This is a genomic window from Citrobacter sp. C1, from assembly GCF_014596895.2.
GTDB classification, from domain to species: domain Bacteria; phylum Pseudomonadota; class Gammaproteobacteria; order Enterobacterales; family Enterobacteriaceae; genus Citrobacter; species Citrobacter gillenii.
The window spans coordinates 3,044,243-3,064,388 of sequence record NZ_CP115035.1; the positions used below are offsets into that span (position 1 = coordinate 3,044,243).

Sequence of the window (20,146 nt, forward strand, 5' to 3'; positions counted from 1 at the left end):
GACAATGGCTACGCTGAACAAAGCGCTGACGCGGCCTGCCGCCATAGCCGGCATTCCCCTCGTGCCGTTCGTGATGGTCAGCGGGGCCATCGTCCTGCTGGCGGTCTATGTCAGCTATTACCTGATATTACTGCTTATTCCCGCCTGGCTGGAGATGAAGGCAAAGGCCAGAACCGATATTCACTATTTCGGGCTGCTCTGGCTGGCCTTTAAAACCCGTGGCCGGTTTGGCACCAATAAACATTTTGGTGCCAATGCCCTGCTGGCAAACCGCTATGACGCCGTCGACGTCTCGGAGCTTATTGAAAAAATGAAGTTAAACGAGCGCGTTACGCTGGATAAATACATTCCGTATTCCTCCCATATTCACCCGCACGTCATCAGAAACCGCCAGGGTGATTTGGTTGCCAGCTGGGAGCTGGAGGGCACCGTTTTTGAATGCGAGGACGAACATCACCTGACGTTAATGGCGTCGCATCTCAATAACGTTATTCGTGCGTATGAAGGCCTGCCGGTTACTTTTTATCTTCACCGTATCCGGGAAAAGTACCACGATGTCTTTGACGCGAATTCAGGCATTCCCTTTTCTGATGAAGTGACCCGGCTGTATTACCAGCCGATCAGCGAAAAACCGTTCTGGCGGCACCGGCTGTTTTTCACCCTCTGCTACGCGCCCTTCTCTCCACTGGAGAAAAAGGCCATGAAGGCGCAGCCGTCCGGTAAACGCAAAGCGGCGCTGGATGATGCCCTGAAAGTGATGCTGGAATACCGGGAGGCACTGGCATCGGCGCTGTCCCGCTATACGGCGACGCCGCTAGGGATGTATGAAGAAAACCGGCGGGTGTATTCCACCCAGCTTTCCTTGTATCACCGCCTGCTCACCGGCCAGTGGCAAAAGGTGGCGGTCACGCGTGCGCCGTTTTATGAAACATTAAGTACGCCGGATGTCTTTTTTACCACCGACACTGCCGAGTGCCAGACGGTCGGCGGCTCCCGCTTTTTTCGCAGTCTGGAAATCAAAGATTACTCGCCTGAAACCGCGACCGGCCTGCTGGACGCGCTGCTGTATGCCGAAAGTGAGTATGTGCTGACACAGTCCTTCACCTGCATGGCCCGCGATGAGGCGCAGAAGCATATTCGCCTGGCGGAAAAGCGCCTGAGTTCGGCGGATGACGACGCCATTTCGCAGCGTGAAGAGCTGATTGTCCTGCGCGACCTGCTCCAGTCCGGGCATGTCTCCTGCGGGAAATACCACTTTTCCCTGCTGGTATCTTCAGACAGCCCCGAGCAGGTGGTGAAGGATGCCAACGCGCTGGCACAGCCTTTCGCCGACCTCGGCATCATGACGACGCTGTCCACGCTGTCGCTGCCCGCTGCGTACCTGGCGCAACTGCCGGGTAACTATACGCTGCGCCCTCGTCTGGTGGCCGTCAGCAGCCAGAACTTTGCCGACCTGGCGAGCCTGCACAATTTTCATCCTCATAAACGAAACGGCAATCCCTGGGGCGATGCCATCGCCATCCTCAAATCCCCTGGCGGTGGCGGGTATTACCTGAACCTGCACGACAGCCAGAGCGGGCGGGATGGCTTCAACGCAAAAACGCCGGGTAACACGGCGATTATCGGTAAAACCGGCTCAGGGAAAACGATGCTGATGACCATGATGCAGCAACTGATGCAGAAGTACCGCAATCCGGCGACGTTCTCTGAATCAGCCCTCCTTAAGCAGCTGACCACCGTGTATTTCGACAAGGACCGGGCGGCGGAGATGGCGATACGCCAGATGGGCGGACGCTACTTCCGTATCCGTACCGGCACTCCCACCGGGTTTAACCCGTTTAAGCTTGCGCCGACCCGGCGGAATATCAGCTTTATCAAACGACTGGTGCGCATGCTGTGCGGCCGCAACGGCAAGCCGCTCGATCCGCGCGATGAGGAGCGGATCAGTGCCGCCGTAGATACCATCATGCTCGACTACCCGCCGGAATACCGCAAGTTCGGGATCACCCGGCTGCTGGAAGTCCTGCCGGAGCCGCCAACCCCTGACGCCCGTATCAACGGGCTACGTATTCGCCTTAAACAGTGGGCACAGGGCGGCGAGTTCGGCTGGGTATTCGACAATGAGGAGGACACCTTCAACATCAGCAACATTGATAACGTAGGTATCGACGGTACGGAATTTCTCGATGATGAAGATATTCGCGGCCCCATCACGTTTTATCTGCTTTACCGCGTCACCAGCCTGCTGGATGGTCGCCGTCTGGTGATGTTCATGGACGAGTTCTGGAAATGGCTGGCCGATGTCGAATTTTCCCGCTTCTCGCTCAATATGCTGAAAGTGATCCGCAAGCTGAACGGCATCTTCATCCCCGCCACGCAGTCGCCTGACGAAATCGTCAAACATCCAATTGCCCCGGCGATTATTGAGCAGTGCAGCACGCAGATTTTTCTTGCCAACCCGAAGGCCAGCCGGGCGGATTACGTGGAAAAGATGAAAGTGCCGGAAAGCGTGTACGACATCGTCAGAAACCTCGATCCGGATGAGCGCTACATGGTGGTCCTGAAAACGCCGTTACGAGCAGGTGAAAACCGGCCTTTTGTGGCGATGGCGAAAATGGATTTAGCGGGCCTCGGGAAACTTACCAAAATGCTGAGCGGGAGCGAAGACAACCTGAAACTGTTCGACACCCTGTATCAGGAAGGACTGCAGCCTGATGACTGGAAAGCCGCCTTCCTTGAACAAGCCCTGTAATATTCATGACGGAGGTAATGAAAATGCGGTTCAGAGATATCATACTGGCGTTGTCGCTGTTTATTTCCACCCAGGCGATGAGCGCCGGAATACCGGTATTCGACGCCGTACAGAATACCGAATCCATGAATCAGTGGATCCAGAAACTCCAGCAGTGGCAGGAAACCGTCACCCATTACAGAAGTGAACTGGATGCCTACAAGCAGCAATTAGCCACAGCAACGGGCGTGCGGGACGTTCAGGCATTTCTCCGCGAGGCCAAAAGCCTGAAAACCGATATTGATAATCTTCGTCAGCACGGTATTTCACTCGATGACCTGCTGAGCAACCAAAACGGGTCATATTCGTCGGAACTGAATAGCTTGTATAACAAATATAAATCGTTCGATACCTGTAACCCCTCCAGCGCTTCACAACGCTATCTGGACAGCTGCAAACAGATGATCCTGAATCAGGCCGTAGCGATAGAAAATACATCTGAGGTTGAAAACAAGATCACAGGCACGCTCGGTGATATATCAGATTTATCAGACCGTATTGCTAATGCGCAGGATTCCAAAGAGTCGCAGGACCTGGCTAACGCCATCGCGGCCAAAAGCGTACAATTAAATGCGCTGACTAGCCAATGGGAAATGTCAGTCAAACAGGCTGAACAGCGAACAACGCTGCTGGAACAGCAAAAACAGAAAGCCTTTGAGCAACAGCAATTAACTGCGCCCGTTGCCGATCTGAACTCTCTATAGGGAGGTTAACATGTTAAAACCCGTATTAACCTTATGCGTCATGTCAGGCATTCTCGTCTTATCCGGTTGTAAAGAGACGAAATCAGAAGCCTGGTATAAAGGACATCCCGATGAAACCTATAAGGTCTATACGCAATGCCTCAAGGATGGCGAGGCAAGCGACAACTGCGAGTTTGCGCACCGGGCAGCACTCATGTTTGCCCAGACCGGCAAACCCGGCATCAGGAAAAAATTCGAGACGCTGTTTCAGCAGGAAGCCCAAAAAAGAAAATCCGTCACTCAGTAATATTCCCACCAACAAAAACAGGGATCCCTCCCTGTTTTATCCCCTGTCTGTTCCTGACTAATGAGAGGCACCATGTCCGGTGGTATTTTTGTTGGTATGGACAAAAACATCATGGATGGACTTAACGCCGTGTTAGAAGGTCAGTCTTCTACCTACGGCACCCTAATCAGTGCGATTATCGTCAGTTCCTTCACCCTATTTATTACGTATCGCGGTTATCAGACGCTTGGCGGCAAACTCCAGACACCGGTTGAAGATGTTGTCTGGGATGTGGGCCGCATGTTGCTGATCACCACCTTCGTTTTAAACCGCGATGGCTGGCTGGATACCATCATTGCGGCCATTGAAGGGCTTAAGGACGGCATCAGTGGCGATGATAATGTCTGGGCGCTGCTCGACACGGTGTGGGAAAAGGCACAAGCGCTGGGGCAAACGCTGTTTAATCTCGATACCGCCACCTACGTCAAAGTGAATGGCGGCTTTGCCGAGGTGCTGGTCTGGGGCGGTGCAATCGTTCTGTTACTGGCTGCAACCTTTGTCAACCTGCTCGCCGAAATCACCATTCTGTTAATGACCACCACCGCCCCACTCTTTATTTTCTGCCTGCTGTACGGTTTTCTTAAACCCATGTTTGATAACTGGCTGAAAACACTATTTACCGCAATCTTAACGATCATGTTCTCTGCCCTGTCTGTCCGGATCGCCATCAACTACCTGAATACAATACTGGATGCCGCCACAGCAACGTCTGCTGAAAGCAATATGGTGACCCTGGCGGCGCAATGTTTGCTGGCCGGGATTGCCGCAGGCGTCGTGGTGTATTTTTCAGCGAAAATAGCCACTGCGCTGAGCGGTGCCGCCGTTCAGGCCGTGTTACAGGGTGCAGCCATGAGCGGACTGAGCGGGCTGGTGAGCAAATCTGCCGACGCCGCCAGACCCGGCATACAGGCCGGGGGCCGACTGACCTCAAAAGGTGGCATGGCAGCAGCCGCGACAACCGGCAGGTTCATTGCCGCAGGTGCGGGCAAAGCCGTGAACGCCTGGCAGAAACGTGCCACCGCCATCGAAAGCATGAAACGCCAGAATCAGCAGCGTCACCGTTAATCCTCCCGACCGCTAATTTCTTTTCTCCGTCACGCCATGGCCTCTGCCAGCGGTGCGGCTTTCCTGCATTTATCCGATAAGAGGCTTCCATGAAATTCAGCATCTTGCTTCTGGTGCTGTGCGCGCTTACGGGCTGCGCTCAGCATCAGGGCGACCTCCCGCCGGTGTCCGGCGATCCCCAGCCGGTGAATTCCCCCGCCATAATTCAGGAGCTCACTCACCATGTCTGATATTCGGCACATCATTAATGTCTCGCGCTCTTTTGAATCCATCCTGCTGGAAAAGGAAGAGCGTTCCCGCAAAACCGCCTGGCGGGTGGCCGCTGCCGGGCTGATTCTGGCTGCACTGGCAATTACGGCCATTCTTATTCTGCTGCCGCTGAAAACCACTGACATTGAATTGTGGTCGGTGGATAAACAAACCGGTCGTTATGAGTATATGACCCGCATTAAAGAGCGGGATATGGCGTCTGAAAAAGCACTGGCCCATTCACTGGCGGCACACTATGTCAGACTCCGCGAAGGGTATAATTATTTCTCCCTCCAGCGTGATTATGACGACGTACAGTTATTTAACAGCGACAGCGTGAACCGGGATTATCTGGAGGGGTTTAACGGCGACCAGGCTCCGGACGTTATTTTTAATAAAGCCGAATATGTCGTCTATATCGACATTATTTCTAATGTGCATGCGCCTGCTACCGGACCGGATAGTCTGGCAACACTGCGTATTAAGCGCACTCTCCGCCGTATTTCTGATAATTCAGTGAAAACGGACTTCTGGAATATCCGCCTCACTTACCGTTATGTCCCGCATCAGCAACTGACGGACAGCCAGCGTGAAGTGAACCCGCTGGGCTTTATCGTCACCAGCTACCAGCGCGATAAAGAACTGAGGAGCGAATGATGCTGAAAAACATCCTGCTCCTGACGGGCTTAATGGTGTCATGCGCGACATGGAGCGTCGCCACCCCGCGCGGCAGCGGCTATGACAGCCGGATGCAGAACGTATCGTATAACAGCCAGAACGCCACCGTGGTGAACACCCGCCCTGGCTACGTCACCACGCTGCTGTTTGACGACGATGAAGCTGTGATTGATGCGCAAGCCGGTTTTCCAAAAGGCTGGACGGTAACGAAAAGTGATAACCGGGTGGGCGTCAGCCCGAACCCCATCACCCAGCCGGTGACGGACGCCAGCGGCAACAACGTCAGCCAGGTGTTCCTGCCCACGGCAAAGGACTGGAAGACCAACCTGTTTGTGGTGACCTCAAAGCGTGATTACAGCCTGGAGCTGAACGTGCTGGACCACGATTCCCCCGCGCAGGCGTTCGTTATCCGCTACCACTATCCGGCCGAGGTTCTCCAGCAATCCGCCGCCGCCAGCGCCGCGCGTCAGGCGCAGCAGCGGGAAAGACAGGAGAAGCAGCAGATAACGGCGGCATTCGGACAGGCGAGCATGCCACGCAACTGGCGCTACACCAAACGGGTCGCCGCCGGTTCGGCCTCCATCGCACCGGATTTTGCCTGGGACGATGGCCGCTTCACCTGGCTGGGATTTTCCCCCATCAGAGCCCTGCCTTCCGTTTTCCGGGTGGTTAACGGACGGGAGCAGGCAGTCACGCCCCGGACGGTTAAGCAGGGTAACTACATCGTGATGGTGGTGCCGGCAGCGCCACAACTGGTGCTGCGTTACGGCACTTCGGTGGTGGGGATCGAAAACGACGGATTCGGGCGCATCCCGATAACCCGCAGCGACACTGTTTCACCGTCCGTTACGCTGGAGGCTAAATGACCGATAAACCTGTCCCGGACGAACCGGAAAAAACCACCGCAGAGCGGGAAGCGGAAGCCCGCGAACGCGCCCGTGCGGCAATGGCGTATCAGGAGCCGGAGCAAAGAACCCCCCCCGGCCAGCCGGAAGTGACTCGTTTTCGTAAGGTATCCGGTCGCCGCACGCTGATCGTCAGCCTGCTGAGTCTGCCTCTGGTGATCGTCCTGGCATCCGGCGGCGATCGTCTTTTCAGTGCATTGAAAGGGGGTAATGAGAAAGAAGCCGACACCGCGCCGCAGCCCTCTTCAGGGAAGACGCTGCATGAGCGTCAAAATCTGGGCATGGACAGTAACCCGTTTGGCCTGTTCGGGCCACACACACAGGACGGAACAGACCCTGTCAGCCAGACCGTTACTCCCGCACCAACGCAGCCACCGGCCCCACCCGCCTTGAACAAGGCAGCCGCGCTGGCTGACGGGGTGAACAACGCCCGAATAATGCCGGGCGATACTGCACGCAAGTCCCCGAGTGAAACGCGCAGCCACGCAGAAACATCCGACAGTGGGTCATCATCCACGACGTACACATCCTGCCCGTCAGTACTGACCAGGGGAAAGGATGGCAGCCTTCGCTGCACGGATACTGCCGCGCCGGAAACGGCTAACAACGACAATCCGGGCGTCGCCCGTGTCACCGGCGTCAGACGGTTGGGCCTCGATCCTGATCTCTATATCCCGGTGGACCGCTATATCCCGTGTTCGATGATGTGGCGCTTCGTGTCCGATGTCGGGGGGCATATTTCCTGCCTGGTCAGTGAAGATGTTTACAGCGCCAGCAACCATGTGACGCTGATCCCGGCGGGAACGGTCGCCCGTGGCATCTACCGCACCGGGGCGCTGCAACACGGACGCAGCCGGATGTTTGTGCTGTGGACTGAGCTGCGTACGCCTGAGCCCGGCAGCCTGCAAATCCCGCTTACTGATACGCAGGCCAGCGGCCCGCTCGGCGAGGCGGGGATCTCAGGTTGGATCGACGAGCATTTCTGGGAGCGCTTCGGCAATGCCCTGATGCTCAGTACCGTGCAGGACGTGGCTGCTGCGGCGTCGGATGCTGCCCCGGGGAAAGACCGCAATACCGACTACACCGAAAACACCCGCGCCGCCACGGCGGAAATGGCGAAAACGACGCTGGACAGCAGCATCAATATCCCGCCCACCCTGTACCTGAATCAGGGTGATGTCATCGGGATCATGACCGGCACCGACATTGATTTCTCATCCGTCTGGCAGCTACGACTGAAAAAGAGGTGGTATGAACGCTGAAAACCTGTCGCTGGATTTTATGAAAAACCAGCTGTTTGGTGATTTTATTGCGCAGGACGGCCTGACGGAAATTGCCGTTAACCGGCCGGGTGAACTGCATACCAAAATCCGGGGGGAATGGCGAAGACACGAAGCCCCGGTTACGCTGCGTCAGTGTTACGCCTTTGCCAGAGCGCTGGCGTCGTGGCAGGACGATAATATCGACGACACCTCGCCGATCCTTTCCGCCACGCTTGAGACAGGCGAGCGCATTCAGGCCATTATTCCCCCGGCCTGTGAGCGCAATACCGTGTCTATTACGCTGCGCAAACCCTCATTCGGGCAGAAAACACATCAGTCATGGATTGATGCGGGATTTTATAACCGGGTAAGCGGTCAGGAGCGAACGGAAGGCAAAGATGGTGAACTGACCCGCTATTTTCAAGGTGGGGATATTTCCCGCTTTATGGAAAAAGCGGTGGAATACGGCAAGACGATTTTTATCGTCGGTGAAACCGGATCCGGTAAAACAACCTATATGAAAACGCTGCTGCACTCGATTCCCCGGCACCTCAGGCTGACCACCATTGAGGATAATCCCGAAATCCGGTTCTATCACCACACCAATTATGTCCATCTCTTTTATCCGGCGGACGCCGGGGATAATGCCATTGTCACGCCCGGCAGACTGATACGCGCCAATTATCGTATGAACCCTGACCGGATATTACTGGCTGAAATTCGCGGTCGGGAAGCCTGGGATGCACTGAAAATCGTCGGTTCCGGGCATGAGGGATTAATGACTTCCCTGCATGCGGGCAGCCCGGAAGAATGTATTGAAGGGTTAATTGACCGCTGCTATGAAAACCCCGACTGCCGGAACATGCCTTTCAACGTGCTGTTACGCAAGGTGCTTAAGAGCGTTGATGTGATAGTCAGCATTGATATTCACGGTGACATACGCCGCATGAGTGATGTTTATTTTAAACCCCTTCATCTCAAAGACATGAGAGGTGTATTCAGCAAAGGGCTTCAATAAATAACTTATCGAATTACGCAACACACGTTTAAATATGAAGGTGACCGAAATGAAAAAAGCAATATTCTCCGCATTATTACTCTGCATTATGGTGCCATATTCAACTTCCGTCATGGCCGCTGACGCCTGTGAAGTGGTGATATGCATGTACGGTAAAGCCACCGGGAACGGCGGCGGCAATGAATGCCATTCGGCCGAACGTGCATTCTTTAATATCATCAAAAAGAACAAGCACGGTTTTTTGCCGGACCATACTGCCGATGTCAGAAAATCGTTCTTACTTGAGTGTGATTCGGCAGACCCGGTAATTATCAGCCAGATTATCAGTAAATTTGGCCGCGTGCGTGGTTAATTAGCGGAGGTTATCTTTATGACCAAACCGGGTTTTATTCAGCATCCCTGGACACATCAGCGCGGGGATTCCATGAGCGCAGGCTGTGTTATTGAGCACATTGAAAATGAGGCAATGCACGGATGCGGCCTTTATTATGAAATTTATCACTACCGGGTTGTCTGCCGGTTATTGCAATTACTGCAAACGCTGAACGGCACCGACAGAATAACGCTGACAGAAGAAGCTAACCGGCGAGGATTTACGCTTGATGAAACCAGTATTAAAGAAAGTCGTCAGTGTTATTCCGACATCATCAGGGAAATCCGCGAGAGCCACTATTAATCCCTGCATTAATTTTATTCGCAGGTCCCCTATAGCGCCAAAATATTTCAGCCGAATCAGGCTTAAGGCGTGCCGGTTTTCATGTTTTTAAGGCCCCACATTTTTCGCGGATTAAGGAGTGAAGAAATGCGGCCGTAAAAATGAGGCAGCGGACAGAATTATTTTCGCGGGTTAAGGAGCGAAAATAGTTCAGGCGCCGCGCCTCACCGGCAAACAGCCGCGCCCACGCGGATTTTGCCGGCCGGGGGGCGCCGAATAAATTTCGCCGCCCCAGCGAGCGAAAAGCTGTCGACCACGACAGCGGTTTATTTGGGGGGCATCGCCCCGCACACCGTCGCGGCTAAGTCTCCGGCCAAAAGCCGGTAGCGTGGCGCGACCACCCTCTTTAAAGGTCAGCTTCCCTTTTATTCCCGCTGCGAGGAACGAGCAAAGGGAAGAAAAAGGCGAAAGCGACCGTCTTAAAGGGGGTGGTCGCGCGTAGCGGGCGACGGTGTGCCGCCGTTGACGTTGGGGGTTTTGGTGCGGCGTCCAGCCGCGACATTACCCCCATGCGACAGGCAATAAGGGCGTCCAGCCCGCATGTACTGCCGCACGCTGTGTCGTACCGGGAAGCATGCTTCCCGGTACATGGCCGCAATGCGGCCACCTTCTTTACCCCGGACGTTCGCCCCGCCTTTTCGCCCGACACCGTGGGGCGAACTGATGGGGCGATGTCATGGGGCGAACCGCTGACGAAGGAGGCATCGTGATTTTGAATAAGCTGGCCGTTTCACTGTCGCCGATAGTGAATGGCGCGCTGAGCTTCATGGTTTTTATGCAACAGCATCAGCTGATGCTGGCGCTGTTATCGGGGCTGACGATGCCGTTTTTCGCGTCGATGAAAAGCGATGAAAGGCAAAAAGCCCCGTTGTGGCAAAAGCTGATTATCGCTTTTTCCCTACTGTGTTTTCTTTCCGGTACCATGGCCCCGGCACTTATCTGGATTTTCCAGTGGCTTTATAAAGGCCGTGTAGTCGCCAGCATTCCCGTTCGGGCATGGCCTGTGCTGATTGCCTTTACCGTAACGGGTTTTATTTTGCATATTCTGCTGCGCAGGGTATTAACCCCTGAATTAGACAAAATAAAGAAGCGCCTCGTCAGAAAAACCACGCTTGAACGGGAATTACGCACCGATGTCCGCACGGTGAAATCACTGCTGCCGGAAACGCTGCATTATGACCCGCTGGATTATATCGACCTGAACAAAGGGTTATTTATCGGCATTGACCGCGATATTCACCCGATGTATTTGCCGTTAAAAGACTGGCAAAAACAACACGCGGATATTATCGGCACCACCGGCGCCGGTAAGGGCGTTGCCACCGGGATATTACTTTATCAAAGTATTCTGGCCGGTGAAGGGGTATTTGTGATGGACCCCAAGGATGATGAATGGGCACCCCACCTTTACCGCAAAGCTTGTGAGGATGCCGCTAAACCTTTTGCCCTGATTGACCTGCGAAAAACCCAATACCAGTTTAACCTGATTGAAGAGATCACCGCCGATGAACTGGAAGAGCTTTTTGTTGCCGGTTTCAGTCTGGCAGAGAAAGGTCAGGAGTCGGACTTCTATCGCATTGATGACCGGAAGGCGGCCCGGATAGCCGCACAATTTGTCACCCGAAATACTGCCTCAACCATTCGGGATGTGTATAACGGAGACTACGTTCAGGGTATTGCAGATAAGATAAAAGCCTTTTTTGGGAAAATCGAAGAGCTGGCCCTGCTCAATGCCATTAATGCCCCCACCGGATTTTCGCTTAATACGATATTTGAGGAAGGCGGTTGCTGTTATGTGATTGGCTCAATGCGCAACAGCAAAATCATTACCGCGCAGCGCATGCTGCTGGTTCGCCTGTACCAGCTGGCAGAAAGGCGCGAGCGGGTGAAAAAAGTACCCCGCCCCATTGCTATTTATCTTTCCGAACTGAAATACCATTTATCCAGGCCCGCGCTGGAAGGTTTAGGCGCGGCACGCGATAAAGGTGTTCACATTATTATGGATCATCAGTCGATTGCCGATTTAAAAGACTGCCCGGCAGATTTGAAAGGTGACGCCGTTGTCGGCGCGGTCGTTGAAAACGCCAAATTCAAACTGGTATATCGCGTCATGGACCCGGATACCGCAGAATGGGTGGCAAGGATGTCCGGCACCATATTAGTCGATGATGAGGTCCGCAAAGCGAAAACCGGCGCCGTGCTGACAGAAACTATCGACAGTGAACGCACCATCAGGCAGGCCGAGCGTTTCTTTACCGACAGCAATATGATCCTGAATCTACCCGATTTTGTCAGCTTCATCTTCACGACAAAAACACTCCCGTCTGCCTCTCTGATTTCGCCCATCAGGGTGAAAAAACGCGAACTGGAGATCTGTGCCGTGTCGCCCGCGATTGCCGCCACCGCCGCAACGGTAAACATTACCCTGGATTTTAGCGAGGAGGAAACTTACCCCGGACCCGCATCAACACCGGATATCACAGCAACTCAATCCGATCTTTTTTTTGATACGGATGAAAAAAATACGACAACACCGAATACCGATAAAGAAGAAAACCCGTCATTGCTGGATTTTTAAAGGGGGAATGATGCTGATCACCGCATACTGTGAACGCCAGACGCGACACCGCGAAAAAATACAACGACTACTGAATTTTCTAAAAGAGGAAACGTACAGTGACTTTAAAACGCTGATACTGCTGTTCGGCTTCCGGGATCATAAATCGCTGTATTCCCTGCTTTCAAAAGTCGAGGGTATGGGCTTGATACAAAAGCATGTCCTGGTATCGCGCACGATGAAAATTTCATTATGGGGCATTACCAGTGACGGACTGGCCGTAGTGTTAACCCCCGACGATGCACTTTTTCCGGCACGGTTTGAGCCATCAAAAATCACCGGCTGGACGTTGGAGCATCACCTTGATAATCAGGCAGCCCGGATCATCCTTGAGCAAAAAGGTGCATCCGGGTGGATAAATGGCGATCGCACGACCTTCCTCAGTCGTTACCAGGTCAGTCACCGCCCAGACGGACTGATTACCCTCCCCGGCGGCACGGTGATCGCCATTGAGACCGAGCGACGCCTGAAAACCAGAGCCCGTTATCAGTCGATCATCGCCAGCCATTTACTGGCCCGGACCCGTAAAGACTGGATTTACGTTTTTTATATCGTGCCGGATCCGCAGAAAAAGCGCGGTCTTGAACGGCTGTTTGACAGTATCAGACACGTCATCGTTAACCATCAGCATATCCCGCTGGAAACCCGCCACCGAAATGTATTCCGCGTATATACCCTCGTAGAACTGCTACATCTGGATTTAAAGCAATATAAGTAAAGTCCTAGCCAAGTAATGTAGGTTCTCTTAACGTTAACATTTACATCAATGCCAGAATAATAATTAAAAAAATAAATCTTTGATTGATTTAAATACCTTATCCACAACCAAATAGATGGAGATAAATAAACAAATTAAAATGAAAAACACCGTTCTGAAGAATTCATGACAATGAGTGCTAAATCTTTGTTCACATGGTTAACAAATCCGGGATTAAATAGTACCTCAGGGAAAAATTTATCACGCGAGACATTGACCTTGAGATCATTCTGAATGAAATCAACCTACGCTTACACATATCAAAATCTCACTAAATCAATACTGTGAAAAATTAAATATCAACTAAATTCATTACAATTACAAAGGCACATGAAATACTATATTGATAAATTTAAACATTAGCTAACGTATTACCCATTCAATTCTATCTCTGCCACAAGACTTAGCCTAATAAAGGGCAACATCTACGCGTTTGATTAGGTCATCTATTGTTTCCTTTTCTTTTTTGTAACCTACTCCAATACTTACTGTGAAGTGAATATAGTCCATAATCAGTAACTCTCTAGTAGAGATTAATATTTTTTCGGCGATTAACCCTGCATCTTTTATTAATGGGGAGTGCAATATTACTGCGAACTCATCACCGCCAATTCTTGCCGCCATCACATTATCACTATGGAGATCACTTAGTAGTTTTCCGAAGCACTTGAGGACTTCATCTCCAATATCGTGGCCATAATTGTCATTGATGTTTTTAAATAAATCAATATCAATTAATAGCAAACAATAATTTACCTTTTGCAATTCAACTGTAACACTTCTAAAATAGCGTAGATTCGACAACAGGGTCAGCTCGTCACAGAATGAATCAATACTGGCGTTAGCATATTTATCATTGATATATTGCACAAGAGAATAAATGCCAAAGGAGACTCCTAGCATGCCCAACAACTTAGTAAAGTCCTCAATGAACTATCCCACCCACTGAGGCTGAATGATGAATGATGAATGATGAATTCATCCATCAAATCAAATGCCGCCGATATGATCCAGACGATTAGCCCCCAATTAAACCACCACCGAAAATTAGCGTTTAGCGTTAGAGTTTTAAGATGCCAAAATATAAAATCAAGCATTATAAGTTGTACACTATCAAATAACCACCCTAAATTATTCACCCCTGAATTTACAGACTACTTACTTGGGAAAAACACTAAATTCAAAAAAAACACCACTACACATATTATTAATGATGATATCACTGGTATAATCAGGGCTTCTCGCGAATTTTTTTAGTAAATATTCCGATTTTATATTTCATAAATGGCATAATAACTCCTGGCACACATTAAAATAATTATTCCCTTGTAAATTTTAACGCCTAAGCACTTCTTTATTTACATGGTTATACGGTTTTAGTGACATACATCTTTCTTCTGGTTCAGATGAAGGTATTTTTCTAATATTCTCAGCACATTACAAATGGCTCCAAAATTTATCGGACGACGCCTGATGCTAAAAATAGGAGGGTAGTTCTCCGTTGGCACTAATTCTTAAACCTGAACCAATTCAACTTTGCATTGGACTGCAGGCGGTCTATCACCATTCGGTGAATTCATCGAGCAGCTATTGGCTTATGGAGTGACTATGTGGATATAATCCGGTCTAACGTTTTGTTTTGAATTACATCAAAATTTCCTATTTAATAGATATAGTGATGCGGGGCTAAAGATGTAATTACAAAAACTCTGTGCATAGCTTAACAAGCGAAATTAACATCTACTCACCAGCCATTATATTAATTTTACATATCATACACATATTTTATTTAACGACAGTAATTCAATAAAAGTCAACACACCTTACTTAACATTACTATTCAAACCAGAAATGTCATTTTAGGCAATTTTTACATCAAATGAGACAAGAAGTATAGGTAACTCTTAGGTTATATATAAACGAAGACTCTATAAACTGAAACCAGTACTTTTAGCAGGAACCTATTTTTTGGTTAAGCAGTATCTGTGAAAGAGATAACGATTAATTAGATACTCTTTCTCATGCGGTTATAAACCGTAAAGTCCGGTGACGTTCACATTTTGCCTGGTGCAGCCACAAAAATACCGAACGTCTGAAGACCCTGGCACTTAAGGAGCCAAATAATGTCGATGTTATTTAAAGATGTAGTTCGTTTACGCCATTCTTCACGAGCTTTCCTGCCAACACCAGTCAAAGACTCCGTCTTGCATGACATATTAGCCGATGCTCAGCTTGCCCCCTCTAACTGCAATACCCAGCCGTGGCGGGTACACATTGTTTCAGGAAACACGAAAGCTGCCCTCAGCCGGGCAATGCTGGCTGATGCGGATGATGAGCACTACACGCCAGATTTCTCATTTGATACCTCTGCCTTTCATGGCATCTATGGTGAACGTCGCGCGGATCAGGGCAAAGTCTATTATGAAGCGATGGGTATTACTCGCGATGATAAAGAAGGCCGGGATCTTGCTTTCCGAAGAAATCTGAGTTTTTTCAATGCACCACATGTTGCCTTTCTTTTTATGCCAACCGTGGGGGATAACGTGCGTGTGGCAGCTGATATTGGCATGTACGCACAAAATTTCCTTCTCTCACTGACTTCTCAAGGTCTCGCCGGCGTTCCCCAAACAATTTTGGGTTTCTTTTCAGACACCGTACGAAAAAAACTCGACGTGTCTTCGGATTTCCGGCTGCTATTTGGCATCTCATTCGGATATGAAGACCCTGAAGGAGAGAGTCATAAGTATCGGATGGGGCGAGCACCAATTTGTGACAGTGTATTTTTTCATAATTGACATTCCACTGCCTGGGCTTGCAATCAAAAAATAGCACCGTATATATCGATTATATTAATAAAAAAAATATAGCCCAATTACTTTTCTTTTTACGCGACAGATGTTTTTGCTCGCTGCAGTGTAAAAACATTGCAGTAAGTACTGCACTCTACGTCTAAGAGTAACGGCCATTGACGGTATGTTTAGCTGGTCCCCGGCCTAAATTGTTGCAAAGACACCTCTTATTTCGGGTTAACAAACATCCCCATTCTTTTGTTAACTTTTTTAAAATTAGTACAAGCAATGTGAGCAACATCTCTCGGTAAAGAACCCGTGTTGCTTAGTTAATCACCTGCAAAAGGAGCACAAAGATGCCTGGTTCCTATCCTTTACAACTCAAAATTAACGGTAAAGAAATGCACTTCAGAATCGATCCCCGCACAACTCTACTGGATGTCCTGCGGGAGTCCACAGAACTCAGGGGAACGAAAAAAGGATGTGATTTTGGGCAATGCGGTGCCTGTACTGTTCACGTAGAAGGTACCCGCGTGATCAGTTGCTTAACCCTTGCTCTTCAGGCCGGGGGAAAAGCTATTACAACGGTTGAGGGCCTGGCGAAACCCGACGGCACGTTGCATGCAGTGCAGCAAGCATTTCTAAAACATGATGCATTTCAGTGCGGATACTGTACGCCGGGGCAAATCATGTCGGCTGTTGCTTGTATCGAAGAAGGACATGCAAGCTCTGACGATGAAATCCGAGAATACATGAGCGGCAATATCTGTCGATGTGGCGCGTATTCCCACATCGTCGCAGCTGTGCGAGAAGCAGCCAGTAGTATGTCTGAGAAGGAGAATACTGTATGAATGATTTCGACTATATCCGTGCCAACAGCATTGATGCCGCTACTGGTGCCCAGATCAGAAACGGTGCCCGTTTTCTGGCTGGAGGAACAACTCAGATTGACTTGATGAAATGCGGTGTCGAACAACCGGCAGAACTCATCGATATTACTTTCCTGAACGGCCTTTCCGACATAGTGGTAAATTCACAAAGCATACGCATTGGCGCTCTGGCAAAAATGAGCCAGGTTGCCAATAACCCTCAGATAAAAAACAGTGCCCCGGTCCTGTCTGAAAGCCTCTGGCGCGCAGCTTCTGCTCAACTGAGGAATATGGCCACCATCGGAGGCAATTTGATGCAACGTACCCGTTGCAGCTACTTTCGTGATCCCACAGCCTATACATCATGCAATAAGCGAACCCCTGGGTCAGGTTGTTCGGCAATGAACGGTAATAACCGTAATCACGCAATTCTTGGCACCAGTGAACAATGTATTGCCATTTATCCAGGTGATTTTGCCGTCGCGCTGACTGCCTTCGACGCAAACGTCATACTGCAAAACCAGGACGGAGCCACTCGTACAGTGAAAATCAGCGATTTTTTCCTGCTGCCTGTGGAGAGACCAGACCTGGAGCATGATCTGAGAGCAGGAGAGCTCATCGTCGCAGTGGAAATTCCTCTGACGCCCGCAATCCAGCACTCTCATTATCTTAAAGTCCGTGACCGCGCCTCATATGAATTCGCCGCCGCCAGTGCCGCTGTCGGTGTTGAACTGGAGGTTGATGGAAAAACAGTGCGTGATATCCGTATTGCCTTGGGCGGTGTAGCGACTGTACCGTGGCGGGCAACCGTGGTCGAGCAAGCATTGAAAGGACAAATATTTGACGAACAAACCCTGCGTCAGGCAGCAACCCTTATCACTAAAGATGCCACCGCCCGGACAGATAACGGATTTAAAATTACCCTTGCCCCACGAGTTATCTCCCGCGCCCTGCTGACCGCAGGAGGAGTGGCATGAACAGTAAAAACACATTCAACAAATCGCGCCGAACTCTTCTCAAAGCCAGTGCAATTATGAGCGCAGTTGTAGGTACTGGTCTTCGGCTGAGACCGGCAAGCGCTGCGGAAGCTCGCCCTGGGATTCCGACAGCCCCCCTGTCACGTGAAATCAAATATCAGGCACTGGGTATAGGGAGAGAACGTGCGGATGGCCTGCTGAAGATCCAGGGTCAGGCGCGCTATGCAATAGAACATAATCAGGAAAATATGGCCTACGGGGTGATAGTACAATCCACGATTGCCAGCGGTACCATTACCGGAGTAGACACCAAAGCCGCCCGACTTTCTCCCGGCGTGGTGGCCGTCTACTCTCATTTGGACAAGTTGAAACTCAATCCGGCCAAAGTCTTCCTCAAAGGGGGGGCCGCAACCGAGGCATATACTCCATTACAGGATGAGCAGATTAAGTTTAACGGGCAACATGTCGCAATTGTCATCGCCGAAACATTTGAACAAGCCACGTATGCTGCGAGCCTTGTCAAAATCTTTTATCACGCCACACCGGCCATTTTGCAACCTGAAGATCCCAGAACCAAGCCGCAGTTGATTGATGCATTGAATGTAGCGTGGGGCAATGCAGAACAAGCTCTGAGCACTGCGCCAGTGGTTATCAAAGGTGTCTATACCACACCCCGTGAATACAATACTCCCATTGAACCTCATGCCTGCATTGCTTCCTGGAAGAATGGAGAGATTACTGTCTGGGAACCCACTCAGTGGGTTGGCGGCGCGCGACAGGTAATTTCAGAATGGATGGGGCTCGGTATTGAAAAGGTTCGAATCATTTCCCCTTTCACTGGCGGAGGATTTGGATCCAAGGTGTCACCTCATGCCCACGTCGCCCTAGCTTGTCTGGCCTCACGCGAACTTGATCGCCCGATAAAAGTATCACTGACCCGTCAGCAAACGTTCACCGGCTATGGCGGGCGGCCACGGACGCGCCAAGAACTCTCGCTGGGTGCCCATAAAGATGGTCGTTTAGTCTCAATCGTACATAATGGCTGGAATGAGACGTCCATTGATGACGTTCATCTTGAACCGACAAACAACGTTACACCGATTATGTATGCTTGCGACAACGTCTGGGCCCGGCACAGCATTATTCCGGTAAACACAGTCAATCCCGGCTGGATGCGTGCTCCAGGTGAAAATCCCAGCGCATTCGCCCTGGAAATCGCCATGGACGAACTGGCCTATGAACTGAACATGGATCCGCTGGCGTTGCGCTTGCTTAACTGGGCTAATCACGACTATAAATCCAAAACGCCGTGGAGCACACGTCAACTTCGGGAAGCTTATGCAGCCGGCGCAGATGCTTTTGGCTGGAGTAAACGAACTGCAGCACCTCGGTCAATGCGTAGAGGAAGGGAGCTTATCGGTTGGGGAATGGCTGCGGGTACCTACCCGGTCATACGTTCACCTGCCGAGGCTCGTATAATACTTCACGTAAACGGCGAGATTGTAGTGGAAAGCGGTGGTACTGACATCGGCACCGGAACTTATACCATCCTGGCCCAGACGGCCGCGGAGGTTCTGGGAGTTTCCTCGCACCAGATCACTGTTCGTCTTGGCGATACCAGGCTCCCCCGCTCTCCGGTTGCAGGCGGCTCGCAGTTAGCTAACGTGTTGACCGGTGCAGTGCATAAAACGGCCGTTGCGGTTAAGGAAAGGCTGATCACGCTCGCAATTTCACAGCCTGACTCCCCTCTTTATCAAGCACAACGAAGTAATGTGACGATCGGTGACGGACAGATTTCTTTATTGCGACGTCCGGGAAAAGGCATAAGTTTCAGTCAACTGATAGCGCTTACCGGTCATGAATCAATGGACGTAAAGGAAAACACCTACAAGCCCGGCGCTACTGAACAGGAACGCTATGATGCAGCTCATACTTTTACCCAGATCCAGATGCCTGGGGCATTTGACACCTCTTCCCATAGCTGGAGCGCACAATTTGTGGAAGTGGCCGTTGATGAAGATTTTGGGACCGTCCGGGTAAAACGTATGTTGGGTGCTTTTGACTGTGGCCGGGTCTACAACCCTAAATTGGCGGAAAGCCAATGGATAGGTGGAATGGTCATGGGTCTCGGGCAGGCCCTGCTGGAAGAAGGCATGCACGATCCAAGGGACGGACGTATCACAAACGCCAGCCTGGCAGAGTATGTGGTACCCGTTAATGCGGACGTGCCTGATATTCAAGTCATCAGCGTAGGGGTTCCAGATTACCAGGCCAGCGCATTAGGGGGAAAAGCCGTGGGGGAAGTGGGGATCGTTGGCGTGGCAGCAGCCATCAGCAATGCTGTTTTTCACGCCACGGGCAAACGCGTTCGGGATTTGCCCTTGACCATGGATAAGCTACTCTGACACTAGCGTGAAAGGGCGAC

General features: G+C 51.0%; 18 protein-coding genes and 1 pseudogene. 17 read left to right on the forward strand and 2 right to left on the reverse strand.

Annotated features, from left to right (window positions below; translation table 11 throughout):
- The first annotated feature begins 4 nt into the window (after positions 1-4).
- The 4 genes from IB214_RS14875 to IB214_RS14890 all read left to right on the forward strand — a co-directional run bounded on the left by IB214_RS14875 (position 5) and on the right by IB214_RS14890 (position 4,885).
- On the forward strand, positions 5-2,752 hold the full coding sequence (locus IB214_RS14875; protein WP_117341884.1) for a VirB3 family type IV secretion system protein: 2,748 nt from the start codon (positions 5-7) through the stop codon (positions 2,750-2,752).
- Positions 2,753-2,775: 23 nt separating this feature from the next.
- A complete protein-coding gene (locus IB214_RS14880) occupies positions 2,776-3,495 on the forward strand; it encodes a type IV secretion system protein (RefSeq protein WP_117341983.1) in 720 nt (239 codons plus the stop codon).
- Positions 3,496-3,505: 10 nt separating this feature from the next.
- Complete coding sequence (locus IB214_RS14885; protein WP_117341883.1) at positions 3,506-3,781, forward strand: EexN family lipoprotein; 276 nt, start codon at positions 3,506-3,508, stop codon at positions 3,779-3,781.
- Between the two features lie 72 nt (positions 3,782-3,853).
- Positions 3,854-4,885, forward strand: a complete 1,032-nt coding sequence (locus IB214_RS14890; protein WP_117341882.1) for a type IV secretion system protein — start codon at positions 3,854-3,856, stop codon at positions 4,883-4,885.
- Positions 4,886-4,914: 29 nt separating this feature from the next.
- On the opposite strand, the gene IB214_RS14895 is transcribed toward IB214_RS14890, so the two are convergent.
- Positions 4,915-5,109 carry a hypothetical protein gene (locus tag IB214_RS14895; protein ID WP_162604168.1) on the reverse strand — a complete coding sequence of 65 codons (195 nt, stop codon included), beginning with the start codon at positions 5,107-5,109 and terminating at the stop codon, positions 4,915-4,917.
- Between IB214_RS14895 and IB214_RS14900 the strand changes: the two genes are divergently transcribed.
- The 9 genes from IB214_RS14900 (at position 5,108) to mobC (ending at position 13,047) form a co-directional block, all read left to right on the forward strand.
- Positions 5,108-5,791: a type IV secretion system protein gene (locus IB214_RS14900; RefSeq protein WP_117341881.1), complete on the forward strand. Its 684-nt coding sequence runs from the start codon at positions 5,108-5,110 to the stop codon at positions 5,789-5,791. The two genes, IB214_RS14895 and IB214_RS14900, sit on opposite strands and share 2 nt — an antisense overlap.
- Positions 5,791-6,678, forward strand: coding sequence for a P-type conjugative transfer protein VirB9 (gene virB9 / locus IB214_RS14905; protein WP_117341880.1), 888 nt, complete (start codon positions 5,791-5,793; stop codon positions 6,676-6,678). Before IB214_RS14900 ends, virB9 begins: the two co-directional genes overlap by 1 nt.
- The gene (gene virB10, locus IB214_RS14910) at positions 6,675-7,979 is read left to right on the forward strand and encodes a VirB10/TraB/TrbI family type IV secretion system protein (protein WP_117341879.1); all 1,305 of its coding nucleotides are present in this window, start codon (positions 6,675-6,677) and stop codon (positions 7,977-7,979) included. Before virB9 ends, virB10 begins: the two co-directional genes overlap by 4 nt.
- A complete protein-coding gene (virB11, locus tag IB214_RS14915; protein ID WP_117341878.1) occupies positions 7,969-8,997 on the forward strand; it encodes a P-type DNA transfer ATPase VirB11 in 1,029 nt (342 codons plus the stop codon). The genes virB10 and virB11 overlap by 11 nt, the downstream gene beginning before the upstream one ends.
- 49 nt (positions 8,998-9,046) lie before the next feature.
- The gene (locus tag IB214_RS14920) at positions 9,047-9,349 is read left to right on the forward strand and encodes a conjugal transfer protein (protein ID WP_117341877.1); all 303 of its coding nucleotides are present in this window, start codon (positions 9,047-9,049) and stop codon (positions 9,347-9,349) included.
- 18 nt (positions 9,350-9,367) lie between these two features.
- The gene (locus tag IB214_RS14925) at positions 9,368-9,673 is read left to right on the forward strand and encodes a hypothetical protein (RefSeq protein ID WP_117341876.1); all 306 of its coding nucleotides are present in this window, start codon (positions 9,368-9,370) and stop codon (positions 9,671-9,673) included.
- Between the two features lie 467 nt (positions 9,674-10,140).
- Positions 10,141-10,422 (forward strand): hypothetical protein, encoded by a 282-nt coding sequence (locus IB214_RS14930; protein WP_117341875.1) that lies wholly within the window; start codon positions 10,141-10,143, stop codon positions 10,420-10,422.
- Positions 10,419-12,290, forward strand: coding sequence for a type IV secretion system DNA-binding domain-containing protein (locus IB214_RS14935; RefSeq protein ID WP_117341874.1), 1,872 nt, complete (start codon positions 10,419-10,421; stop codon positions 12,288-12,290). Before IB214_RS14930 ends, IB214_RS14935 begins: the two co-directional genes overlap by 4 nt.
- Positions 12,291-12,300: 10 nt before the next feature.
- Positions 12,301-13,047 (forward strand): MobC family replication-relaxation protein, encoded by a 747-nt coding sequence (mobC, locus tag IB214_RS14940; protein WP_117341873.1) that lies wholly within the window; start codon positions 12,301-12,303, stop codon positions 13,045-13,047.
- 447 nt (positions 13,048-13,494) lie between these two features.
- Here the strand turns inward: mobC and IB214_RS14945 are convergent, their stop codons facing one another.
- Positions 13,495-13,989 (reverse strand): GGDEF domain-containing protein, encoded by a 495-nt coding sequence (locus tag IB214_RS14945; protein ID WP_223240194.1) that lies wholly within the window; start codon positions 13,987-13,989, stop codon positions 13,495-13,497.
- Positions 13,990-15,209: 1,220 nt separating this feature from the next.
- Here IB214_RS14945 and IB214_RS14950 point away from each other — a divergent pair.
- From IB214_RS14950 to IB214_RS14965, 4 genes and pseudogenes are all read left to right on the forward strand, one after another.
- Entirely contained in the window at positions 15,210-15,881 is a 672-nt protein-coding gene (locus IB214_RS14950) for a nitroreductase (RefSeq protein WP_117341872.1), read from the forward strand.
- A gap of 365 nt (positions 15,882-16,246) precedes the next feature.
- Positions 16,247-16,726: pseudogene (locus tag IB214_RS14955) on the forward strand ((2Fe-2S)-binding protein); the annotation flags it as partial.
- On the forward strand, positions 16,723-17,721 hold the full coding sequence (locus tag IB214_RS14960; protein ID WP_117341870.1) for a xanthine dehydrogenase family protein subunit M: 999 nt from the start codon (positions 16,723-16,725) through the stop codon (positions 17,719-17,721). The pseudogene IB214_RS14955 and the gene IB214_RS14960, both read left to right, overlap by 4 nt.
- Positions 17,718-20,126, forward strand: a complete 2,409-nt coding sequence (locus IB214_RS14965) for a xanthine dehydrogenase family protein molybdopterin-binding subunit (protein ID WP_117341869.1) — start codon at positions 17,718-17,720, stop codon at positions 20,124-20,126. The genes IB214_RS14960 and IB214_RS14965 overlap by 4 nt, the downstream gene beginning before the upstream one ends.
- Positions 20,127-20,146 lie beyond the last annotated feature (20 nt).